The sequence below is a fragment of the Pseudoalteromonas sp. T1lg122 genome (assembly GCF_002964825.1).
GTDB lineage: Bacteria > Pseudomonadota > Gammaproteobacteria > Enterobacterales > Alteromonadaceae > Pseudoalteromonas > Pseudoalteromonas gelatinilytica.
In genome coordinates this window covers 589,821-610,774 of sequence record NZ_PQCG01000007.1, presented here as the reverse complement: position 1 = coordinate 610,774, position 20,954 = coordinate 589,821, and the positions used below count along the sequence as shown (strand labels likewise).

Here is a 20,954-nt window from a genome sequence, read left to right as displayed (position 1 = left end):
ACTGGCTCTTCAGCTTGTACTGGCTCTTTAGCTTGTACTGGCTCTTCAGCTTGTACTGGCTCTTCAGCTTGTACTGGCTCTTCAGCTTGCACTGGCTCTTCAGCTTGTACTGGCTCTTCAGCTTGTACTGGCTCTTCAGCTTGTACTGGCTCTTCAGCTTGTACTGGCTCTTCAGCTTGTACTGGCTCTTCAGCTTGAACAGGCTCTTCAGCTTGTACAGATACTTCTGCTTGAGCTTGTTTTGCCTTTAACTCAGCTTCATATTCAGCGGCTGCTTGATCAGCAACTGGGATGAATGCTGGTGCATCAGACTTGGCATCACTCGATTTTTCATCTTGCTCTGGACGACGACGGCGTTGACCAGCAGCACGTAAATGACGAGGTGAACGACGAGAGCGAGTGCGAGGCTGTGCTTGTTCTTCATCAGCAGACACTTCTACAGATTCAGCTTGCTCAATAACTTCGGCATCAGCATGCACGTTTACAGGTTCAGCTTTTACTTGTACTTCAGCCGCTGCTTGCTCAGTTTGTTCAGTCTCAAGTTCTACAGTTTCTTTTGCAGGCTTTGCTGGTTTTTCAGCTTTAGGTGCTTGCTCAGCTGTTTCTGCTGTTTGTACTGCATTTGTTTCATCAGCATTTTCGTCTTGTACACGTACTTTCTTGCGTAAGTTACGACGTTGACGACGAACCTTAGGTTTAGTTTCCTTTGGTTGCTCTGATTGAGTTTCTTGAACAGTTTCTTTTGTCGTTTGTTCTACATCATCAGTGCGCTTTTCATTACGCTTTCTGTTGTTAGAATTACGACGACGCTTGTTACGGTTCTCGTTTGTGTCTTTTTGCTCAGGTGCAGAAGTGTTAGTGTTTTCTTCTTTTGCCTGTGCATCTTCAGGGCGTTTGTTACGAGAATTACGACGGCGCTGGTTGTTGCTACGACGACGGTTGTCATTGTTGCGACGGTTATTGCTACGTTTTTGCGCTGCTTTTTTCTCTTCTTGTTCTTTCTCTGACTCGTCTTCAGCAGCGCCGAATAACGATTTAAAGAACTTACCAATTGCAGCGAATAAACCACCTTCTGATTTCTTAGCAGCAGGAGCCGCTTGCTCAGCTTTTGGTGCAGCTTGAGGGGCAGGTGTGGTCGGCATTACGACACCCTTAAGAACTGGTTCTTCGCGAACTGGTGCAGAAGGTGCTTTAGCCATTTCAAATGCTTCTGGCTCAGGCGCAATAACTTGCTCGTAGCTTACTGTTTCGATTGTTTCGTCTTTACGTAAGCGCAGAACTTCGTAATGCGGAGTTTCCATATGCTGATTAGGAATGATTACTACATCAACATTATGGCGTTTTTCGATACGTTGAACGCTACGACGCTTTTCGTTTAATAGGTAAGCTGCAACAGCAACAGGTACTTGTGCATTAACTTGTGACGTATTGTCTTTAATTGCTTCTTCTTCGATTAAACGCAGGATAGACAGTGCAATTGATTCGTTAGAACGAATTGTACCTTGACCATTACAACGAGGACATGGGCCTTGGCTTGCTTCACCTAATGATGGGCGTAAGCGTTGGCGTGACATCTCAAGTAGACCAAAGCGCGAAATCTTACCGATTTGAACACGTGCACGGTCTGGGCGCGCAGCGTCTTTTAAACGGTTCTCAACTTCACGTTGATGACGTGGTGGTGTCATATCGATGAAATCGATAACAATAAGACCACCTAAGTCACGTAAACGTAATTGACGGGCAATTTCGTCTGCTGCTTCTAAGTTCGTATTAAGTGCTGTTTCTTCGATATCACCGCCTTTAGTGGCTTTAGATGAGTTGATATCGATAGACGTTAACGCTTCAGTTGGGTCAATAACAATTGAACCACCCGATGGCAAGCGAACTTCACGTTGGAAAGCAGACTCAATTTGGCTTTCAATTTGGTAGTGGGTGAATAGTGGTACATCGCCCTGATACAGCTTAACGCGGTTCATGAAGTCTGGACGGAAACGCTCAATGTGCGCTTTCGCTTCTTCAAATACACGTGCTTTATCAATTAAAATTTCACCAATATCGCGACGTAAATAGTCACGAATAGCACGGAAAATAACGTTACTTTCTTGGTGAATTAAGAACGGAGCAGGGCCGCTGTCAGCTGCTTGCTGAATAGCTTGCCAATGCACTAATAGTGCTTTTAAGTCGTACTCTAGCTCTTCAAATGATTTACCAACACCCGCTGTACGAACAATTAAGCCCATGCCTTTAGGTAGTTCTAAACGGCTTAGTGCTTCTTTAAGTTCAGTACGCTCATCACCTTCGATACGGCGAGAAATACCACCGGCACGAGGATTGTTAGGCATAAGTACTAAATAGCTACCTGCAACGCTGATAAAAGTCGTTAACGCAGCGCCTTTTTGGCCACGCTCTTCTTTATCAACTTGCACGATGACTTCTTGGCCTTCTTTGATCACGTCACGAATATTTGGACGACCTTGGAATGTATAGCCTTGTGGGAAGTAGGTGCGAGCTATTTCTTTAAGAGGAAGGAAACCGTGTCTTTCAGCGCCGTAATCAACAAAGGCTGCTTCTAATGACGGTTCGATACGGGTAATTTTACCCTTGTAAATATTTGCTTTTTTTTGTTCGTGACCTGGGCTCTCTATGTCTAAATCATACAGGCGCTGGCCATCAACCAGTGCAACGCGCATTTCTTCTTGCTGCGTCGCATTGATTAGCATACGTTTCATATTGTTACTCTACTAATTCTGTCGCTGACATGACGATATAAACTCGTCTGTTCAGTGGTTTCTGACGGTTATTTTTGTGCAGTCTCACGACTGGTTAAAGTCAAAACCTGAAGTTGTTTCTTACATTGAGCATCACTAAGTGTGGCTGACAATAACATGTTGTCACGTTATTAAATTCATTTGGTGTCAAAACTGCCGCGATGTCTGCGGTTTTAATTTACGAGTTCTGTCCCGAAGTCGACCATGTTCAAATTTTTATTCAATGTCTTGCTACAACAGCTGCTTCTGAATGACGTTGCTACGTCGTCACTATCAGTCAATTTATCTTGTTCAATTGCTTTTTATGTTCATTAATCAACATTCGTGCTCAAATTATTCAGGCAATATATTACGCGCATCGCCGATAATTGAACGCTCGTGTTGGCTGGGTAGTTATAAAAGCTTTGGAAAACTTAGCGCGGATCTGTATGATCGGCAACCCAGAATATGCTTCACGAATGTATTAATGTGATAAAAGCACCGTTGTTACTTGCAAACTTTATGTTCGCGATGGTGATTATCCCACTATTACAACCGCGTTAGCAACTAAATTATTTACTTAAATCAGTGATTAGGCAATGTCAGAAAAAACCGGCTTACAAGTTTCATTTGTTACCATTGGTGAAGACCATCTAGGTCAACGTATTGATAACTTTCTTATTACTCACCTAAAAGGTGTGCCTAAAAGTGCAGTTTATAAAATCCTTCGTAAAGGCGAAGTGCGAGTAAATAAAAAACGCATAAAACCTGTATACAAACTACAACTAAACGATGTGATTCGTATTCCACCAATTAAAGTGGCAGAAAAAGAAGAGTTTGTTCCTAAGCAATTAGATAAAGTGAAACAACTTGAAGAGGCCATTTTATTCGAAGATAAGTATTTGATGGTGATAAATAAGCCCTCAGGTATGGCTGTTCATGGTGGCAGTGGTTTAAGTTATGGCTTAATTGAGGCGCTTCGCGTTCTTCGTCCTGAAGAGCGTAGCTTAGAGCTTGTGCACCGTTTAGACCGCGATACATCGGGTTGTCTGCTCATTTCTAAACGTCGTTCAGTGCTGACTGATTTACATAAGCAGTTACGTGAAAAAACCATGGAGAAAAACTATTGGGCATTAGTCGATGGCCAATGGGATGCTAAAACGAAAAATGTCACCGAAGGACTTCGTAAAAACACCTTAAAATCAGGTGAGCGTGTTGTGAGGGTTGATAACACCGAAGGTAAACCTTCGCACACACGTTTTCGGGTGCTTGAGCGATATGCAGAATGTTCATTAGTGCAAGCATCTCCGGTAACAGGGCGTACACACCAAATTCGCGTACATACACAATGTAAAGGCCATCCAATTGCGTGTGATGATAAATACGGTGTTGCGGAGTTTGATCAATACGTAAACAAGCTGACAGGTTTAAATCGTTTGTTTTTACATGCTCACGATCTACGTTTTATGCACCCTAAAAACGAAACGACTATGCATGTTGAAGCGCCATTAGATAATGCACTTCAAAACTGTATCAAAAAGCTACGTGCTGATAATGAACAAGTTTAAGCTAGTTATTTTTGATTGGGATGGCACAGTGATGGACTCTGTGCCAAAAATTGTTACCTGCCTGCGAAATACTGCGCGAGACTTAGGTATTCCTGTTCCAACAGAGCAACAAGCGAAAGATGTGATAGGTTTGTCGTTAGCAAAAGCGACTGAAGTACTTTTTCCGGCGCATTTACATTTAAATGATGAACTCGTTGCAGGTTACAAAGCACAGTACCGTGAGTTAGATGTAACGCCCACGCCATTATTCGCAGATGTAGAAACTGTGTTAGAGAAACTACACGCAGCAGGAATGCAACTGGCGATAGCCACGGGAAAAGGGCGTGAAGGCATCGATAGGTTGCTGAACGAATCTGGCCTTGGTAAGTACTTTGTGAATGTAAAATGCTCTGACGATGCTAAATCAAAGCCATCTCCAGATATGCTCGAGCAAATTTTACGTGAGCAGGGCATCGCTCAATGCGATGCTGTGATGATTGGTGACAGCCAACTCGATATGGCTATGGCTAATGCTGCAGGAATTGCCTGTATTGGTGTGAGTTTTGGAGCCCATAGTACGGCGCAGCTGCAACAGCATACGCCGTTATGTGTTGTTGATTCGTACCAACATCTATTACAAGTTTTAACTACGCCCCTTGCAGCGTCAACACATCAACACCAAACTCAGCCAGTACTTTAGTTAATGTGATTAGTGGCAGGCCAATTAGTGTATTTGGGTCATCGCCACTAAGCTTTTCGAATAAACATATCCCGAGTCCTTCACTTTTAAAGCTGCCTGCACAATTGTAGGGCTGCTCAGCATCGCAATAAGCATTGATCTGCTCAAGGGTGAGTGCTTTAAATGTCACATCAAATGGCACCACGGTGGTAATCGCTTTATCGCTTTGAATATCAAAGACGCTTAAACCCGTTAAAAAGGTGACCGTGTGGCCACTAAACGAAGATAACTGAGCCACGGCGTTCTCTTTAGTGTGTGGTTTTCCTAATATTGTGTTGTTGAAAACCGCAACCTGATCTGAACCTATTACTAAACCTTCATGAAAGTGCTTAGTAGCTACACGCGCTTTTTGTTCGCTTAATCGCGTTACTAATTGCTCAGGTGTTTCATCAACAAAGGGAGATTCATCAATATCTGGAGAGAAACTTTGAAACGGTAGGTTGAACTTAGTTAATAATTGCTGTCTAAATGGCGAGCTTGACGCTAATATAAGTGTTGGTTTCATAAAAAATTCTGGATGAAAATTGTATTTTGCCAAGGATAAGCCACAATGAATCCGAAAACAAAGCAGAAGATCGTTAAAAACCTACTAAAAATGGTTTTTTACTTTGACTAACTTACTAACTATCTATATGATGCAGCCCCTATGCAAAAGGTGAAAATTCCCATCACTCTTCATCCCAGCAAAGCAGCACAACATCGTTTATCTTATGACGGTATTGTTCCGCTTGAAAAACTTTCTCGTTTAGAGCAAGTTGTGCAGGAGGAAGTAGGTGAAATAGCGGTAAAGATTCATTGCAAAATTGATGAGCAAGGTTTGGTAGTGATAAGTGGTAACTTATCAACACATGTAACTGTTACTTGTCAACGCTGTAATGGTGATTTAGGGTTGGATTTGGATCAAGACTTTGTGTATTCGCCAGTCGGTTTGGATGCAGAGTCAGATCATCTTCCTGCAGGTTACGATGAAGTAGAACTGGACGAAAACGGTGAAATCAACGTATTTGAGTTAATCGAAGACGAATTGATTTTAGCTATTCCAATAGTGCCTACACACAACGAAGCCTCGTGCAGTTATTCATCAGAGCCTAGCAGCTTTGGTAAATTAGCAGCAAAAGATGACAAACCAAATCCATTTGATATTTTGAAACAACTTAAGAAAGATTCTTAGGAGAAGACTAATGGCTGTACAAAAAAGCAAAAAGTCTCGTGCAAGACGCGGCATGCGCCGTTCACACGATGCGATCAGTGGTCCAACTTTAACTGTAGATCAAGTTTCTGGTGAGACTCACCGTCGTCACCACGTAACTGCTGACGGTTACTACAAAGGCGTTAAAGTAATTTCTAACTAAGAGATTGCTATATGCTGACCAATCTAACCATAGCGTTAGATATGATGGGGGGCGATTACGGCCCCCGTTCATCTATCCCCGCTGCCGTGAAAGCGGTCAATGCTAATACCAACTTAAGACTCATCTTATGTGGTAATCAGCAAGTTATCCTGAAAGAACTCGAAGCACTCGATTCTGTTTCTCATCCTCGTTTAATAATTCGCCATTGTAGCGAAGTTGTCACTAACGCGTGTGAGCCTGCTTCTGCTGTTCGTTCTAAAAAAGATTCATCAATGCGAGTTGCCCTCGATTTAGTTAAATCGGGTGAAGCGCAAGCGTGTGTAAGCTCAGGTAATACCGGCGCGTTATTTTTTATGGCGCATTATGTATTAAAGATGCTTCCAGGCGTAAAACGTCCTGCACTTATTTCTGCTGTTCCAACCGAACGTAAAAACCCTGTCTATTTATTAGATTTAGGCGCCAATGTGCACTGTGATGCACAAACTCTTTATCAATTTGGCATTATGGGGTCTGTGGTAGCAGGGCAGGCACTTGGGTGCGATAATCCAAAAGTAAGTTTATTAAATATTGGCTCTGAAGACATCAAAGGGCATGAAGGAATCAAACAAGCTGCACAGTTAATGCAGCAGTGTAAATATCTCAACTACACAGGTTATAGTGAAGGTAGTGATATTTTCAGTGGTAAAGCCGATGTTATAGTGTGCGAAGGATTTGTAGGTAATGTGGCATTGAAAACCTGTGAAGGTATTGCCAAACTCATCATGCATAAACTCACCAAAGCCTTACACAAACATTTCTTATACAAAAGTTTAGCGTTTTTATTACGCCCAGTGATAAAAAAACTCTACAAGCGGGTGAACCCCGACCAGTATAACGGCGCAAGTCTGGTAGGATTGCGCGGTATTGTTGTTAAAAGCCATGGTAATGCCTCTGCGAAGGCGTTTCATGCTGCTATTGATGAAGCCGCGCGGGAAGTCGAACGCCAACTCCCTGAAAAAATCGCTGCGATTTTTGAGCAAACACATCCAACAACAAAGTAGTGCAGCATATCTAAAACTTGTTATGCTGCCTGCTACAGAAAATTTTTTTGTTTAATTATAAGAGCAAAGTATGGCACATAAAATTGCACTCGTATTTCCAGGTCAAGGCTCACAAGCTGTGGGCATGTTATCTGAACTATTAGCTGATTCACAGATTGCTAAAGCAACATTCGCTGAAGCATCTGAAGCTCTTGGCTATGATCTCGCTGCGCTTGTACTAAATGGTCCAGAAGAAGAATTAAATCAAACCCATCGTACACAACCAGCACTTCTTACTGCTAGTGTTGCTATTTACCGTCAATGGTTAGACGCAAACCCTGATGCCGATGTTGTTATGGCTGGTCACAGTTTAGGCGAGTATTCAGCATTAGTTTGTGCTGGCGTTGTAAGCTTAAGCGAAGCAGTTAAACTTGTTGAAAATCGTGGTTTATATATGCAAGAAGCAGTACCTGCGGGTGTTGGTTCTATGGCTGCAATCATCGGCTTAGGTGACGACGAAATTAAAGCAGCCTGTGACGCATCAGCAAATGGTGAAGTTGTTTCACCAGTAAACTACAACTCACCAGGCCAAGTTGTTATTGCTGGCCACAAAGCGGCAGTTGAGCGTGCATCAGAAGCATGTAAAGAAGCTGGTGCTAAACGTGCATTACCACTTGCGGTTAGCGTTCCTTCTCACTGTAAACTAATGAAACCAGCTGCTGAAAAATTAGCTGCTGATTTAGCAACTTTAACATTTAATACACCTAAGTGTGATGTAATCAACAACGTTGATGTAAAAGCTGAGCAATCAAGCGAAGCAATTAAAGATGCATTAGTACGCCAACTTTACAGCCCAGTACGCTGGACTGAAACAGTACAAGCATTGGTTGCACAAGGTATTACACAAAGCTACGAGTTTGGCCCAGGTAAAGTTTTAACGGGTCTTGCTAAACGAATTGATAAAGCAATGGTATGCGCTGCGGTTAGTACGCAAGCTACGATTGATGAAGCGAAATAAGTAGGAATAGAATGACAAATTTATTTTCTCTTGAGGGCAAGGTTGTCCTAATCACTGGTGCAAGCCGTGGTATTGGTAAAGCGATTGCAAACACGCTAGTTGCACAAGGTGCAAAAGTAGCGGGTACTGCAACAAGTGAATCTGGTGCTGCTAAAATCAGTGAGTATTTAGGTGATAACGGTAAAGGTTATGCTCTTAACGTAACCGATCCTGAGTCGATTGAGGCGACACTTGCTGCGATCAAGGCTGATTTAGGCGATATCGACGTATTAGTTAACAATGCGGGTATCACTCGCGATAACCTATTAATGCGTATGAAAGACGGTGAGTGGGATGACATCATCGACACTAACTTAAGTTCAATTTTCCGTTTATCTAAGGCTGTATTACGCCCTATGATGAAAAAGAAAAATGGCCGTATCATTAATATTGGTTCTGTAGTGGGCACTATGGGTAATGCGGGTCAAGCTAACTATGCTGCTGCGAAAGCGGGTGTAATTGGTTTTACTAAGTCATTAGCTCGCGAAGTTGCTTCACGTGGCATCACAGTGAACGTTGTTGCACCGGGTTTTATTCAAACCGATATGACCGATGAGCTGACTGATGAGCAAAAAGCGGCTACGCTTGCAAATGTACCAGCAGGACGTTTAGGTCAACCTGAAGAAATCGCTGCTGCAGTATGTTATTTAGCATCTGACGCTGCTGCGTATGTATCAGGCGAAACATTGCACGTAAATGGCGCGATGTACATGGTTTAATGAAAGTTGGCAAAAATTTGCTAACGAAAGATTATCGAAAATTGTTGAAATTTTTGTGATCTTGCTTTAAACATACTTGAATTCGCTATGAAAATAAGCGATAAATGAACAAATACTATTCGAGAGGTTTGACCAGATAAGTAATTATCAGCAAATCCTTGAATCACAGAATTATGCGGCGTAAACTACGCCGCAATCTGAAAATAACGCATTGGCGTTTTTAATAAAGGAAAGAAGAATGAGCGACATCCAAGAACGCGTAAAGAAAATTATCATTGAGCAACTAGGTGTTAAAGAAGAAGAAGTAAAACATGAAGCTTCTTTCGTTGACGACTTAGGTGCTGATTCACTTGACACTGTAGAACTAGTAATGGCTCTTGAAGAAGAGTTCGACACTGAGATCCCAGACGAAGAAGCTGAAAAGATCACTACAGTTCAAGCTGCAATCGATTACGTTACAGCTCACGCTGAGTAATTTTACGCATTTTGATTTTAAGGGCAGCATCAAGCTGCCCTTAGTCTATCTATAGAATGATACTAATAAATTTGGTATACACCCCACCTAAAATAATTTCCTTATTGGAGGCAACCCGTGGCTAAACGTCGAGTCGTCGTAACTGGCTTAGGAATGTTGACACCGCTAGGTAATGATGTTGAATCTACTTGGCAAGGTTTGTTAAACGGTAAAAGTGGTATTCAAACTATCACGCATTTCGATACCTCAAGTTTCGGCACCAAATTCGCAGGTTTGCTGAATGACTTTGATGCATCAGCTTACATGTCACCGAAAGATGCAAAGAAAATGGATTTGTTTATCCAATATGGCATTGCAGCGGGTGTACAAGCACTACAAGATTCTGGTCTAGAGATCACTGAAGAAAACGCCACTCGTGTTGGTGTAGCAGTGGGTTCTGGCATCGGTGGTTTAACTTTAATTGAAGAAAACCACATCAAACTATTAAACAGCGGCCCGCGTAAGCTTTCTCCGTTCTACGTGCCTTCGACCATTATCAATATGATTTCTGGTCATTTATCGATTATGCACGGTTTACGTGGCCCTAATATTTCAATCGTTACAGCCTGTACTACAGGTCTACATAACATTGGTCATGCTGCACGTATGATTGCATACGGCGATGCAGATGCAATGGTAGCCGGTGGTGCTGAAAAAGCATCGACACCAATAGGTATGGGTGGTTTTAATGCAGCACGTGCATTGTCAACTCGTAACGACGATCCACAAGCAGCATCTCGTCCTTGGGATAAAGACCGTGACGGTTTTGTTCTTGCTGATGGTGCAGGTGTTATCGTACTTGAAGAGTATGAGCATGCTAAAGCACGTGGTGCGAAAATCTACGCTGAACTTGTTGGTTTTGGTATGAGTGGTGATGCATATCACATGACGTCTCCACCTGAAGACGGTGCTGGCGCAGCACTGGCGATGGAAAATGCCTTAAACGATGCACAAGTTAATGCAGACCAAGTTGGCTACATTAATGCTCACGGTACATCGACTAATGCAGGCGATAAAGCCGAAACATCCGCTGTTAAAACTATTTTTGGTGATGCAGCGAAAGATGTGATGGTAAGTTCATCTAAATCAATGATGGGTCACTTGTTAGGGGCAGCAGGCTCGGTAGAGTCAATAATTACTATCTTGTCACTTGTTGACCAGAAAGTAAGCCCTACAATCAACCTTGATAACCCAGATGAAGGCTGTGATTTAGACTATGTACCGCACACTGCACGTGACGCTAAATTGGATTACGCACTATGTAATTCATTTGGTTTTGGTGGTACTAATGGCTCGTTGCTATTTAAAAAGGTATAATTCTTTTTAACAACGGACTAAAAAGAAGAGCCCAGTTGTTTAACTGGGCTTTTTTGTATGAGTAAATTAAAACAAACAATAACAATAACCACACCAGATACCACAATAAGCACGCAAGATCGTGGCTTAAATTATGGTGACGGCTTTTTTACCACAGCCTCTGTGGTGAATTCTGTCGTTGAGCACTGGGATTTACACAAAGCGCGTTTAGAAGAATGCGCGCAAAGACTATTTTTCCCCGAATTAGATTTAAGCGCAATTGAGCGTGAAGTTAACCACGCAATCACTGATACACAAACCGGTATTTTAAAAATACTTATCACCCGTGGTGCAGGTGGGCGTGGTTATGGCTTACCAGATACACCAAGTATCCAAGTGTTGATCAGTATCATGCCTGCAGTTTCACACTATAAAAGTTGGCAACAGCAGGGTGTAAACCTAGCGGTCAGCGACGTGAAACTTGCACATCAACCTTTACTTGCAGGCTTAAAAACATTGAACCGTTTAGAGCAAGTGCTTATCAAAAAGCAAATGAGCAGCCTTGAATGTGATGACGTTGTTGTACTTGATTATGATAACAATGTGATCGAGTGCTCTGCTGCAAATTTATTTGCCATTCAAAACGGTAATATTGTTTCTCCCAAGTTAGACCGCTGTGGTATCACTGGGGTTTATCTCAGCGCTTTATGTGATAAGTTAGCCATTGAGTTTAAAGCAATCCAACTAGATGAGCTTTTAGCTATGGATGCCGTATTTATGTGTAATAGTTTAATGGGCGTAGTGCCCGTTGCACGGATTGCTAATACGCAGTTTGATATTGAACGCAGTAAAGCGCTATTAGCGGCGCAGTTTGCCAAGGAGAGTGTGTGATAAAAGTCATTGTTAGCGTGCTGTTATTAGCATTGCTATGTTGTGGAATTGGCTATCAACAACTTCAATCGGCATTAAAAATGCCATTAAAAGTTGAAAACAGTACTTTATTCAAAGTAGAACGTGGCACCGGCTTTAATCAGCTTTGTCAAGCATGGCAAGCAAAGCAGTGGCTCGATAGCTGCTTTAAATTTCAGATACTCGCTAAATTAGACCCTACGCTTACCGATTTAAAAGCGGGTCTTTATGAACTTGATACGAGCGCTGTGATTGATAATATTCGCCGTATCAATCAAGGTGCACAAGTAAGCTTTAGCTTTACAATTATTGAAGGTCAGCCACTTCGTGACGTTGTTGCTAATATCCAAAAACAAGCACATTTAACACAAGACTTACAGACAGAAAATTTAGCGACGCAGATAAGTAGCACACAAGAAAATTTAGAAGGCTGGTTGTTCCCTGACACCTATCACTACCATAGTGAAGATACAGCCAGCGGCGTATTAAAACGCGCATACAACAAAATGCAGCAGGAATTAGACGCTGCATGGCAAACTAGAGCACCCGATTTAGTATTAAGTTCACCGTATGAAGCGTTAATATTGGCATCAATTATTGAAAAAGAAACGGGCCTTGCTTCTGAGCGACCATTAATTTCTGCAGTATTTACCAATCGTTTAAAAACCAATATGCGATTACAAACCGATCCAACGGTTATTTATGGCATTGGTGCTGATTTTGATGGTGATATAAAACGAAAAGATTTAACAACCTATACACCGTATAACACGTATAAGATAAAAGGCTTGCCGCCAACACCCATTGCCATGCCTTCTAAAGCAGCGATTTTGGCCGCGGTTAATCCACCTGAATCTGAGTATGTGTATTTTGTTGCGAAAGGGGATGGCAGCCATCAATTTTCGAAAACATTACAAGAACATAATCGTGCGGTAAAGCAGTACCAATTAAACTAACAACCAGAATTGAGTCATATGACAGCGAAATTTATAGTGATTGAAGGCCTAGAAGGGGCCGGAAAATCAACGGCCATTGCCGTATGCCAAGCTTATTTAGAAAATAAACAAGTCGATTTTATTAATGTACGTGAGCCAGGTGGCACAGCCATGGCTGAAGAGCTGCGTAATATCGTTAAACAGGCTCACCAAGAAACAGTGACGGGTGAAACTGAGCTATTAATTATGTATGCAGCACGCTCACAATTGGTTGCTAATGTTATTAATCCCGCACTTGAAAAGGGTACCTGGGTTTTAGGTGATCGTCATGATCTTTCATCTCAAGCATATCAAGGTGGTGGTCGTGGTATTGAACAGACTAAACTCTCTTTTTTAGCTGATATGGTGCTAAATGGTTTAAAACCTGATTTAACCATTTATTTAGACATTGACCCAGCTGTGGGCCTTGCCCGTGCAAAAGGACGTGGTGAACTTGATCGTATCGAACAAGAAGCATTAGGCTTTTTTGAGCGCACTCGCGCACGTTACCTCGAGATAGCTAAAACTGATAGTAGTATCAAAACAGTGGATGCAAACCAAACTATGCCTGAAGTACATGCGGCAATAACAACTGTGCTTGATAACTTTTTTGCAGGTTTAAATTAATATGCCTTTGCCATGGCTTGAAGGGCTTAATCAGCAACTTGCGCAAAGTTTTGCACAGCAACGCTTTCATCATGCACAGCTATTTAATGGTGATAAAGGTGTTGGCAAGCAACGTTTAGTCGATTCGCTCGCTGATGGGCTACTTTGTGCGTCACCTGTAAACTTAAAAGCCTGTGGCAATTGTAAAAGCTGCCAACTAAATCAAGCGGGTACTCACCCAGATAAACGCGTTGTAAAGGTAGAAGGCCAAACAATAGGCGTGGATGAAATTCGTGAGATCAGTGATTTTATCAATCATTCAGCGGCGCAAAATGGTAACAAAGTGGTGGTACTTGAACAGTGTCATAAAATGACCACTGCGGCAGCAAATGCATTATTAAAAACACTCGAAGAACCAAGTTTACGCCGTTATCTATTGTTAACGTGTGAGCAAACCGCACTATTACCAGCAACAATATTAAGTCGCTGCGCCGTACACGAAATAAAAGTTAACCCAGAATATACAACACAATGGTTAGCATCATTAAACATTGCTAATTATTCATGGTTGGATTTATTTGCTAGACAGCCACTGCTAGTTGAGCAGTGGCAAAATGACAATCAACTTGAAGCTGTCGATTCCCTTTATAAATTTGCAACTGAGATAAAAGACAGCCATAATTTCAGTGCGTTAGTCGACATACTAAATAAAGATCACAGCTTGGTTAATGTATTTGCTTTGTTTTTAACGGAGCATCTTAAGGCGCAATTGGTTTTAGGAATGGACTTTTTCAATTATCAGAAAGCACAATCTGCAATTTCAGAGTTTCTTTATAACAGTTCACATGTGCTTGGTTTAAATTTGGAACTTGCCATTTCACAATTAGCGTTTACTTTACGTGAAAGCCAAAATTAGGATAAATCGTGCAAGAATTATTAGTAGATATTGAAGACTTAGAAGAATTATATCGCTGTTATATGCCTTATTTAAAAAATGGTGGGTTATTTGTTCGCACTAATATGCGCTTTGAGATGGGGCATTCATTGGCTCTAAAAGTTACCTTACCCGATGCGTTAGAAGATGATGTAGTAACAGGTAAAGTTGCTTGGATCACACCACAAGGTGCACAAAGCTCAAATCCACCAGGAGTGGGTGTTAATTTTATCGATGATAAAACCAATTTAAATGTGAAAATCGAAAAACTACTCGGTACTATGTTAAACTCAGGCAATCCGACCTATACCATGTAAAAAAGTAGTACCATGATTGTAGATTCTCATTGTCATTTAGACAGGCTTGATTTCGATAAACTCGACCTTAATTTAGACCAAGTACTTGAAAACGCTCGCGCTAAAAAAGTTGAACACTTTTTATGTGTGAGTGTAACCTTAGATCAATTCCCATCTATGCTGGATAAAATTAAACACTATCCAGATGTTTCTGCATCATGCGGTGTGCACCCACTTGATCAAAAAGACGCACTCGATAAGCAAAAGCTTATTTCACTTGCAAGCCACGACAAAGTGGTTGCGATTGGTGAAACAGGTCTCGATTACTATTACTCAAAAGACACCCATATTGTTCAGCAAGAAAGTTTCGTGGGTCATATCGAGGTTGCAAATGAGCTTAAAAAACCGCTAATTATTCATACTCGAGACGCTAGAGAAGACACCATCAACTTAATGCGTGCTCACAATGCTGAAAATTGTGGTGGTGTATTGCATTGCTTTACAGAAAACTGGGATATGGCCAAAAAAGCCATTGATATGGGCTTTTATATTTCGATTTCGGGCATTGTTACGTTTAAAAATGCCGTAGAGTTAAAAGACGTTGTTAAGCAAATTCCGCTAGATCGCTTATTGATCGAAACAGATTCACCGTATTTAGCACCTGTGCCATATCGTGGTAAAACAAATCAACCAGCCTATGTTGAAGATGTCGCTTACTACATCGCTGAGTTAAAAGGGCTTACTTTTAACGAGTTAGCTGAAGCAACAACTAACAACTTTTATTCGTTGTTCAATCAAGCTAAAAGGGCGTAATAGTGCACGGCGTATCGAATTTACCTCAGTTAGTATTGGGGCCAATGGTACGCCGAGCAGATGCAGGGCGAGTGTGCTTTCAATTTGTCACAACTGTGCCTTGCCACTACCGAATTGAGTTTAGCGGTGTTGAGACTTTCTCTAACTTAGAGTCAATCCAATTAGGGCAACAGCTTTACTTAAATTTCATCAATGTCATGCCTGTCAGTGGCCAGTTTGCAGTTGACTCACTGATCTATTATTCGTTACATGATGAAGATAAAAGCCTTGATTTGTCGTCTTTTTGCTATGAACGTGCAGAATCTCCAGCATTTGTGATCCCAAATCGACTCGATAGAATTCTGCATGGCTCGTGTCGTAACCCTCATCACCCCGCAAAAGACAGCCTTGTTGCTGCAGACAATTGGCAAAATGATCAGCGCCAATCTCTTAATGCAGGCGCTGACTTATTATTGTTGTCTGGCGATCAAATATATGCGGATGATGTCGCAGGACCTATGTTGCTCGCGATTGAAAAAGTGATTAGTCTATTTGGTGTGTTTCAAGAGCCAGCGCTTGATTTAGATTTACCAGAAGAGTTTGAGCAGCAACTTTATCAGCGCCATTTACACTTACCCAAAGTGCCTTGGCAGAAACGAAGCAAATTTGGTGTTGGTTATTGGCTTAAAAAAGATGAGCCGCACTTCTCAAGCTTAAAAGCTGAAAACCACTTAATCCATTTTCAAGAATTTATAGCGCTTTATTTATTAAACTTCAGCGCGGTTACTTGGCAGCTAATTGAGTTCGAATCAATTGAATGCCCAGCATTAGCCCCTAAATACGCTAATCTATTTAAACTTGAAAAAGATGCACTGCTTGGTTTTGCAAAGGGTCTTCACAGTGTTGAAAGGTTATTCGCCAATGTGTCGACATTAATGATGTTTGACGATCATGATGTCACCGATGATTGGAATTTAACCGCAGGCTGGGAGCAAGCTATTTATCAGCACCCAGCTAGCCGTCGTATTGTAAATAATGGCCTGATTAGTTATTGGTTAATGCAAGGAATTGGTAATGATGCAGGTGATAATTCCCTGTCTTTATTAGCCAGTTTTAAACAAAGCCTGCAACAACAGAGCTGGCATTTTAACGACTTTGATAAACTAATACTCAATTTTAACCATTGGCATTATGAGCTTAATACCATCCCCAAAGTTGTGGTACTTGATACCCGAACCCATCGCTGGCGTAATGAGCAAAACTTCAATGAACCATCTGGCTTACTTGATTGGGAAAGGCTCACCGAATTAGAAGAAAGCTTATTGTCTCACGATAAAGTGATTATCGTATCTCCAGCACCGGTGTTTGGTGTTAAATCGATTGAAGCAATCCAAGCGATTTTTAATTTTTGCGGTCAACCCTTGTTGGTTGATGTGGAAAACTGGATGGCACATGAAGGTTCTGCTAAAAAACTGCTAGATACTTTTCGCCGTGAAGATACACCAAAAGAAACCTTGATCCTCTCTGGTGATGTTCATTATTCATTTTGTTTTTCAGTGCAAAAGCGCTTTGGTAAACATAAAAACCGAATTTGGCAGTTGACTGCCAGTGGTATTAAAAATGAGTTCCCACGCAAACTTATTAATGTACTCGATAAGCTCGACTCAATTTTATATGCCCCGAAAAGCCCACTTAACTTTTTCACTAAGCGTTGGCAAATGGAAGTTGATAAACACCAAACCATAGGCGAAGGACAAAAGTATTTAGTCAGTAATGCGGCTATCAGCTTAATTGAGCTCAATGACGGTTTACTCGCTAAATATGAACTTATTCACGCTGATAACCAAATAACTGAATTCGATTTAAACGATAATTAATCGAATGCTTTACGATTCGCCTCAACGTAGTCAGCAACATTACTTACCGTATCTAACCAAAAGCCATTTTTAGGATCTTGTAGATAAACAACGAGCTGTTCGAGTACATCGCTGCCGGTGGTGTACTGATCTCGCTTACCAATATCGTGGCCTGCCAGAATGATCCAACTATTGTTGGTTCGGTGTTGCTCTATGGTTTTTTTAATCTCTTCGAAAGTCAGCCCATCAATAGGTAAACTGGTTAACTGCGAAAAATCTGTAAAATTAGGATTATTCGCCGTTTCGTCTAGCCAAGTTCGACCGGTTTTAAAGTGTTTAGCTATTACCGGCACATAACTTTTTGTATTAGCACCACGTCCAACAAAGGTGTTACCGCAAGGGTAGGCAAAAGCGGTTGGTGTCACATTGAGTGTGGCTTTTATATAGTCTTGCCCCTTTAGGATATCTTGCTCCATTTCTTTTAGAGTAAATTGTTCAAGCGAAACCCCAAGTTCACGTAGCCATTCAAAGTTGCCTGTACATAAATGGCTTGCTGTATGATTAGCAATTTCGTGACCTGTTTTTACTGCCATTTGCCACTTTTCAACACGTTCTTTTACATTAAAAGGGGATACATAAAATGTCGCTTTTACTTGGTACTTGTTTAAAAGCGCTAAACCGGTATCAACTTGGCTATGTCTTGCATCATCAAAAGTGATACTGACAGCATTTTTAGCCTTATTAGGGTAGTCAAAGCCTAGGTAGTCACTGCTTTTTGCCAGAGTTTGGCAGCTTATTAAAAATGGTAGTACGACGCACAAGGGTTTAAGCATAATCAATCCTTTATCATTGTTTTTACAATGAAATCAAAAAGGCTAATGCTTTGCTATGCGACTTTTGAATAAAAAAACGCCCAGAACGAATCCGCATTGTTCTGGGCTTAGGGGGTGGCTCGTGTGAGCCTGCGCTAACTATAAAAAAACACCTTCTAAATTCAGTAGGGAGAAGTAGAAAGTACTTTTAAGTGTAGTTAATCAGCAGGAAATTGCACGGTAAATGTACAAATTTTATACTAGTTTAAAATCAGTCTGTTACAGCTTTTTACCTAAATTAGCGCCTTATTTATACAGTCTTTATGCGCAACTTATACCCAAGTTATCAACTGGGTATTTTGGACTAAATCGCGAGGTAAAGAGTTCTTAATTTTATTCTTTTGCCACTTACCTAGGCCTACCGGACAACCACATAACATTAAAACTACTTCACCATTATCTTGCGTTGGTTTTTCAAGTCGAATATCTTTACCGTTAAAGTAATCGTTTGCTTGGCAAGCAGACATCTCAAAGGTATTTTTATCGCAATCTTGGCCAAAGACAGTGGCATACTCGTGAGTTAATCGAACACCACCTTTGTGGATCACACCAAGTTGAATACCTAAACGTGAGTATTTAATTTTATCTTGCAGTTCATCAAAGCCATCTGGAAACAACCAAAGCTCTTTATCACGCTGCATTAAGGTGCCTTTGAGTGATTTTAGACCGAACTGTTTTTTAATTGTTTGCATAAACGCTTGGCTTTGCTTTTTATCAAACTCAGCAAACGGAAATGCGCCTTTTTTAACTTTTTGATTTGGGTTATCGCTTGACGCTATTTTTTTAAATTTAGCAATGAAGAAACCTTCACTGTCGTAAGTTTGCGGCCAAACATGTAAATAACCTTCGCTGGTTGTCGCTTTGTCTGCGCCATCAAACAGGGTATCGAGCGATTGTACTTCGATGCAATTCGGAAACTCTGCTAATAGATACTCACAAACTTGTTGGTTTTCAAGGGGTGTTAAAGTACAGGTCGAATAAACTAATGTACCGCCAGGCTTTAGGGCATAAAAGGCACTTTTGATAAGGGCTTTTTGCACAGCAGCAATATCAATATTAGATTCGATTGACCAATTCTTTAGGGCGTCTGCATCTTTACGAACCGTGCCTTCACCTGAACACGGGGCATCTAGCAAAATACTGTCGAAGCACTCATACATGTAATCCCCAAAGATCACTCCGTCAAAATGTGATAATGCACAATTACCTACGCCCATACGTTTAAGGGTTGCTGCTAATACTTTTAGGCGTGACGATGAAAACTCATTGGCCACTAACACGCCACTATTATCCATCATGGCGGCGATTTGTGATGTTTTTGAACCTGGTGCCGATGCCATATCAAGTACCGCGTCGCTTTGCTTAACTTCGGCTCTCAGTGCTACCGGCGGTAACATTGAGCTGGCTTCTTGCACATACATAGCACCACTTAAGTGTAAATCGGTATTACCGATTGCAAGGGCGGCTTCTTCGTCGCTAGGACGTGTTAGCCAGAATCCTTCTTCGCACCATGGAATTGCTGTTAATTCCCAACCTTTTTTGGCGCATTGACGCTGAAATTCAGCGACTGACATTTTTAATGTATTTACGCGAACAGATCGTCTTAGTGGGCGGCGACAGGCTGCAATAAAGTCGTCTAATGATAAATGTTCAGGAAGGTAGCTTTTTACATCATCAATAAATGAGTCAGGAATATATGTATTAGCGTCCACTAAATGGCTCTCACATCACGTAATAATAGCTGGATCATACCATTTATAGCGCTATCGGGGGATATTTTTAGCTTTTTAAGAGCGAGATTGAAGTGTCGACATATTACCAATATAAATGTTCTTTATAGCCATTATTTTTGATAAATATCATTTTATGTCGACATTTTACTGGTTTTTTAGTCTGTTTTTTCCGATCTCAAGGTTGACACATGCAATGATAGGGCGCATAGTGAACTCACAAATTGTCGACAATCTTAATTTAGTACTTTGATAGACCTATTTATGACAGAGCAAAAAGCCAACGATAACTACAACGATATCACGATAACAACTGCATCAGACCAAGTGTTTGTCGACATGCGTCGTGAAATTGTACAAGGCACCATTGAGCAGGGCAGCAAAATTTCTGAGCCAGAACTTGCTAAACGCTATGGTGTAAGCCGTGCCACCTTGCGTGAGGCGCTAAATCGTTTAGAGAGCTGTTATTTGGTCGAGCGTAAAGCGAATGTCGGTTGTCGTGTTGTTGCGCTAACCGCCGAGCGTTTAATCGAAGTCTATCAGGTTCGTAGTGCCCTAGAAGGGCTGGCTTGTCGGTTAGCTGCCGACAACATGGAACCTGAAGAAGTGCAGGGTTTAAAGCAGTTATTGAACCAGCACTTACAAACACAGCGTGTAAAAGAAGGTGAATCATACTACCAAGAAGCGGGCGACCTTGATTTTCATTATCGCATTATTAAAGGGTCGAAAAACGCACACTTAATTCACCTTTTATGTAATGAGTTGTACCAGTTAATTCGTATGTACCGTGTACAAATGGGCATGGTTGGGCCGCGTGTATCAAAAGCGTTTGATGAACACTTAGCTATTATTAATGCCATTGAAAACCATGACGGTGAATTAGCCGAAATGCTTATGAAGCGCCATATTAGTGCGTCTCAGGCAAATATTCAGACGAAGTTTGACTTACTCGCAGCAAAAAATCAGTAGCGCCGTAGTTAAACAGTCACAATTTA

Annotated in this window: 21 protein-coding genes; 17 read left to right on the top strand and 4 right to left on the bottom strand. The window is 41.4% G+C overall.

The genetic code is table 11. From position 1 onward, the window contains the following. Positions 1-2,729 (bottom strand): ribonuclease E (gene rne, locus C2M33_RS08205; RefSeq protein ID WP_105174353.1); only part of this gene is annotated, 2,729 nt, incomplete at its 3' end. Between the two features lie 617 nt (positions 2,730-3,346). Here rne and rluC point away from each other — a divergent pair. Both rluC and C2M33_RS08195 read left to right on the top strand, forming a co-directional pair. After that, positions 3,347-4,315 carry a 23S rRNA pseudouridine(955/2504/2580) synthase RluC gene (gene rluC / locus C2M33_RS08200; protein WP_063704905.1) on the top strand — a complete coding sequence of 323 codons (969 nt, stop codon included), beginning with the start codon at positions 3,347-3,349 and terminating at the stop codon, positions 4,313-4,315. Continuing rightward, entirely contained in the window at positions 4,302-4,994 is a 693-nt protein-coding gene (locus tag C2M33_RS08195) for an HAD family hydrolase (RefSeq protein WP_105174218.1), read from the top strand. The genes rluC and C2M33_RS08195 overlap by 14 nt, the downstream gene beginning before the upstream one ends. On the opposite strand, the gene C2M33_RS08190 is transcribed toward C2M33_RS08195, so the two are convergent. After that, entirely contained in the window at positions 4,942-5,538 is a 597-nt protein-coding gene (locus C2M33_RS08190; RefSeq protein WP_105174217.1) for a Maf family protein, read from the bottom strand. The genes C2M33_RS08195 and C2M33_RS08190 overlap by 53 nt on opposite strands. Positions 5,539-5,679: 141 nt before the next feature. On the opposite strand from C2M33_RS08190, the gene yceD reads away from it, so the two are divergent. From yceD to C2M33_RS08120, 14 genes are all read left to right on the top strand, one after another. After that, the gene (gene yceD, locus C2M33_RS08185) at positions 5,680-6,204 is read left to right on the top strand and encodes a 23S rRNA accumulation protein YceD (protein ID WP_063704913.1); all 525 of its coding nucleotides are present in this window, start codon (positions 5,680-5,682) and stop codon (positions 6,202-6,204) included. A gap of 10 nt (positions 6,205-6,214) precedes the next feature. Next, positions 6,215-6,385, top strand: coding sequence for a 50S ribosomal protein L32 (rpmF, locus tag C2M33_RS08180; RefSeq protein ID WP_036967969.1), 171 nt, complete (start codon positions 6,215-6,217; stop codon positions 6,383-6,385). A gap of 11 nt (positions 6,386-6,396) precedes the next feature. Further along, on the top strand, positions 6,397-7,425 hold the full coding sequence (gene plsX, locus C2M33_RS08175) for a phosphate acyltransferase PlsX (protein ID WP_063704915.1): 1,029 nt from the start codon (positions 6,397-6,399) through the stop codon (positions 7,423-7,425). A 70-nt stretch (positions 7,426-7,495) separates the two neighbouring features. Continuing rightward, positions 7,496-8,422: an ACP S-malonyltransferase gene (fabD, locus tag C2M33_RS08170; protein WP_105174216.1), complete on the top strand. Its 927-nt coding sequence runs from the start codon at positions 7,496-7,498 to the stop codon at positions 8,420-8,422. Positions 8,423-8,433: 11 nt separating this feature from the next. Further along, positions 8,434-9,180 carry a 3-oxoacyl-ACP reductase FabG gene (gene fabG / locus C2M33_RS08165; RefSeq protein ID WP_063704919.1) on the top strand — a complete coding sequence of 249 codons (747 nt, stop codon included), beginning with the start codon at positions 8,434-8,436 and terminating at the stop codon, positions 9,178-9,180. 238 nt (positions 9,181-9,418) lie between these two features. Next, a complete protein-coding gene (acpP, locus tag C2M33_RS08160; protein WP_016707440.1) occupies positions 9,419-9,655 on the top strand; it encodes an acyl carrier protein in 237 nt (78 codons plus the stop codon). 117 nt (positions 9,656-9,772) lie between these two features. Next, positions 9,773-11,011, top strand: coding sequence for a beta-ketoacyl-ACP synthase II (gene fabF, locus C2M33_RS08155; protein ID WP_054554715.1), 1,239 nt, complete (start codon positions 9,773-9,775; stop codon positions 11,009-11,011). Positions 11,012-11,068: 57 nt separating this feature from the next. Beyond that, a complete protein-coding gene (pabC, locus tag C2M33_RS08150; RefSeq protein ID WP_105174215.1) occupies positions 11,069-11,881 on the top strand; it encodes an aminodeoxychorismate lyase in 813 nt (270 codons plus the stop codon). Next, positions 11,878-12,855 (top strand): endolytic transglycosylase MltG, encoded by a 978-nt coding sequence (gene mltG, locus C2M33_RS08145; RefSeq protein ID WP_063704924.1) that lies wholly within the window; start codon positions 11,878-11,880, stop codon positions 12,853-12,855. The genes pabC and mltG overlap by 4 nt, the downstream gene beginning before the upstream one ends. A gap of 18 nt (positions 12,856-12,873) precedes the next feature. Then, positions 12,874-13,500 (top strand): dTMP kinase, encoded by a 627-nt coding sequence (tmk, locus tag C2M33_RS08140; protein ID WP_054561369.1) that lies wholly within the window; start codon positions 12,874-12,876, stop codon positions 13,498-13,500. Position 13,501: 1 nt separating this feature from the next. Further along, positions 13,502-14,395: a DNA polymerase III subunit gene (locus C2M33_RS08135; protein WP_105174214.1), complete on the top strand. Its 894-nt coding sequence runs from the start codon at positions 13,502-13,504 to the stop codon at positions 14,393-14,395. A gap of 8 nt (positions 14,396-14,403) precedes the next feature. Further along, positions 14,404-14,730, top strand: coding sequence for a PilZ domain-containing protein (locus C2M33_RS08130; protein WP_063704928.1), 327 nt, complete (start codon positions 14,404-14,406; stop codon positions 14,728-14,730). Positions 14,731-14,742: 12 nt separating this feature from the next. Then, positions 14,743-15,522, top strand: coding sequence for a TatD family hydrolase (locus C2M33_RS08125; protein ID WP_063704930.1), 780 nt, complete (start codon positions 14,743-14,745; stop codon positions 15,520-15,522). A gap of 44 nt (positions 15,523-15,566) precedes the next feature. After that, positions 15,567-17,378, top strand: coding sequence for an alkaline phosphatase D family protein (locus tag C2M33_RS08120; RefSeq protein WP_105174352.1), 1,812 nt, complete (start codon positions 15,567-15,569; stop codon positions 17,376-17,378). Here the strand turns inward: C2M33_RS08120 and C2M33_RS08115 are convergent. Together C2M33_RS08115 and rsmF are read right to left on the bottom strand one after the other, a co-directional pair. Continuing rightward, the gene (locus tag C2M33_RS08115; RefSeq protein WP_105174213.1) at positions 17,375-18,190 is read right to left on the bottom strand and encodes a polysaccharide deacetylase family protein; all 816 of its coding nucleotides are present in this window, start codon (positions 18,188-18,190) and stop codon (positions 17,375-17,377) included. The two genes, C2M33_RS08120 and C2M33_RS08115, sit on opposite strands and share 4 nt — an antisense overlap. A 311-nt stretch (positions 18,191-18,501) precedes the next feature. After that, the gene (gene rsmF / locus C2M33_RS08110) at positions 18,502-19,941 is read right to left on the bottom strand and encodes a 16S rRNA (cytosine(1407)-C(5))-methyltransferase RsmF (RefSeq protein WP_105174212.1); all 1,440 of its coding nucleotides are present in this window, start codon (positions 19,939-19,941) and stop codon (positions 18,502-18,504) included. Between the two features lie 282 nt (positions 19,942-20,223). Between rsmF and C2M33_RS08105 the strand changes: the two genes are divergently transcribed. Next, a complete protein-coding gene (locus C2M33_RS08105; protein WP_054554723.1) occupies positions 20,224-20,928 on the top strand; it encodes a GntR family transcriptional regulator in 705 nt (234 codons plus the stop codon). Positions 20,929-20,954 lie beyond the last annotated feature (26 nt).

Coding starts and splice junctions, on each gene's coding strand:
- rpmF (WP_036967969.1), top strand. CDS start 6,215: ATGGCTGTACAAAAAAGCAAAAAGTCTCGTGCAAGACGCGGCATGCGC.
- pabC (WP_105174215.1), top strand. CDS start 11,069: ATGAGTAAATTAAAACAAACAATAACAATAACCACACCAGATACCACA.
- acpP (WP_016707440.1), top strand. CDS start 9,419: ATGAGCGACATCCAAGAACGCGTAAAGAAAATTATCATTGAGCAACTA.
- rluC (WP_063704905.1), top strand. CDS start 3,347: ATGTCAGAAAAAACCGGCTTACAAGTTTCATTTGTTACCATTGGTGAA.
- C2M33_RS08125 (WP_063704930.1), top strand. CDS start 14,743: ATGATTGTAGATTCTCATTGTCATTTAGACAGGCTTGATTTCGATAAA.
- fabD (WP_105174216.1), top strand. CDS start 7,496: ATGGCACATAAAATTGCACTCGTATTTCCAGGTCAAGGCTCACAAGCT.
- C2M33_RS08190 (WP_105174217.1), bottom strand. CDS start 5,538: ATGAAACCAACACTTATATTAGCGTCAAGCTCGCCATTTAGACAGCAA.
- C2M33_RS08105 (WP_054554723.1), top strand. CDS start 20,224: ATGACAGAGCAAAAAGCCAACGATAACTACAACGATATCACGATAACA.
- plsX (WP_063704915.1), top strand. CDS start 6,397: ATGCTGACCAATCTAACCATAGCGTTAGATATGATGGGGGGCGATTAC.
- C2M33_RS08135 (WP_105174214.1), top strand. CDS start 13,502: ATGCCTTTGCCATGGCTTGAAGGGCTTAATCAGCAACTTGCGCAAAGT.
- tmk (WP_054561369.1), top strand. CDS start 12,874: ATGACAGCGAAATTTATAGTGATTGAAGGCCTAGAAGGGGCCGGAAAA.
- C2M33_RS08115 (WP_105174213.1), bottom strand. CDS start 18,190: ATGCTTAAACCCTTGTGCGTCGTACTACCATTTTTAATAAGCTGCCAA.
- C2M33_RS08195 (WP_105174218.1), top strand. CDS start 4,302: ATGAACAAGTTTAAGCTAGTTATTTTTGATTGGGATGGCACAGTGATG.
- fabG (WP_063704919.1), top strand. CDS start 8,434: ATGACAAATTTATTTTCTCTTGAGGGCAAGGTTGTCCTAATCACTGGT.
- yceD (WP_063704913.1), top strand. CDS start 5,680: ATGCAAAAGGTGAAAATTCCCATCACTCTTCATCCCAGCAAAGCAGCA.
- C2M33_RS08120 (WP_105174352.1), top strand. CDS start 15,567: ATGGTACGCCGAGCAGATGCAGGGCGAGTGTGCTTTCAATTTGTCACA.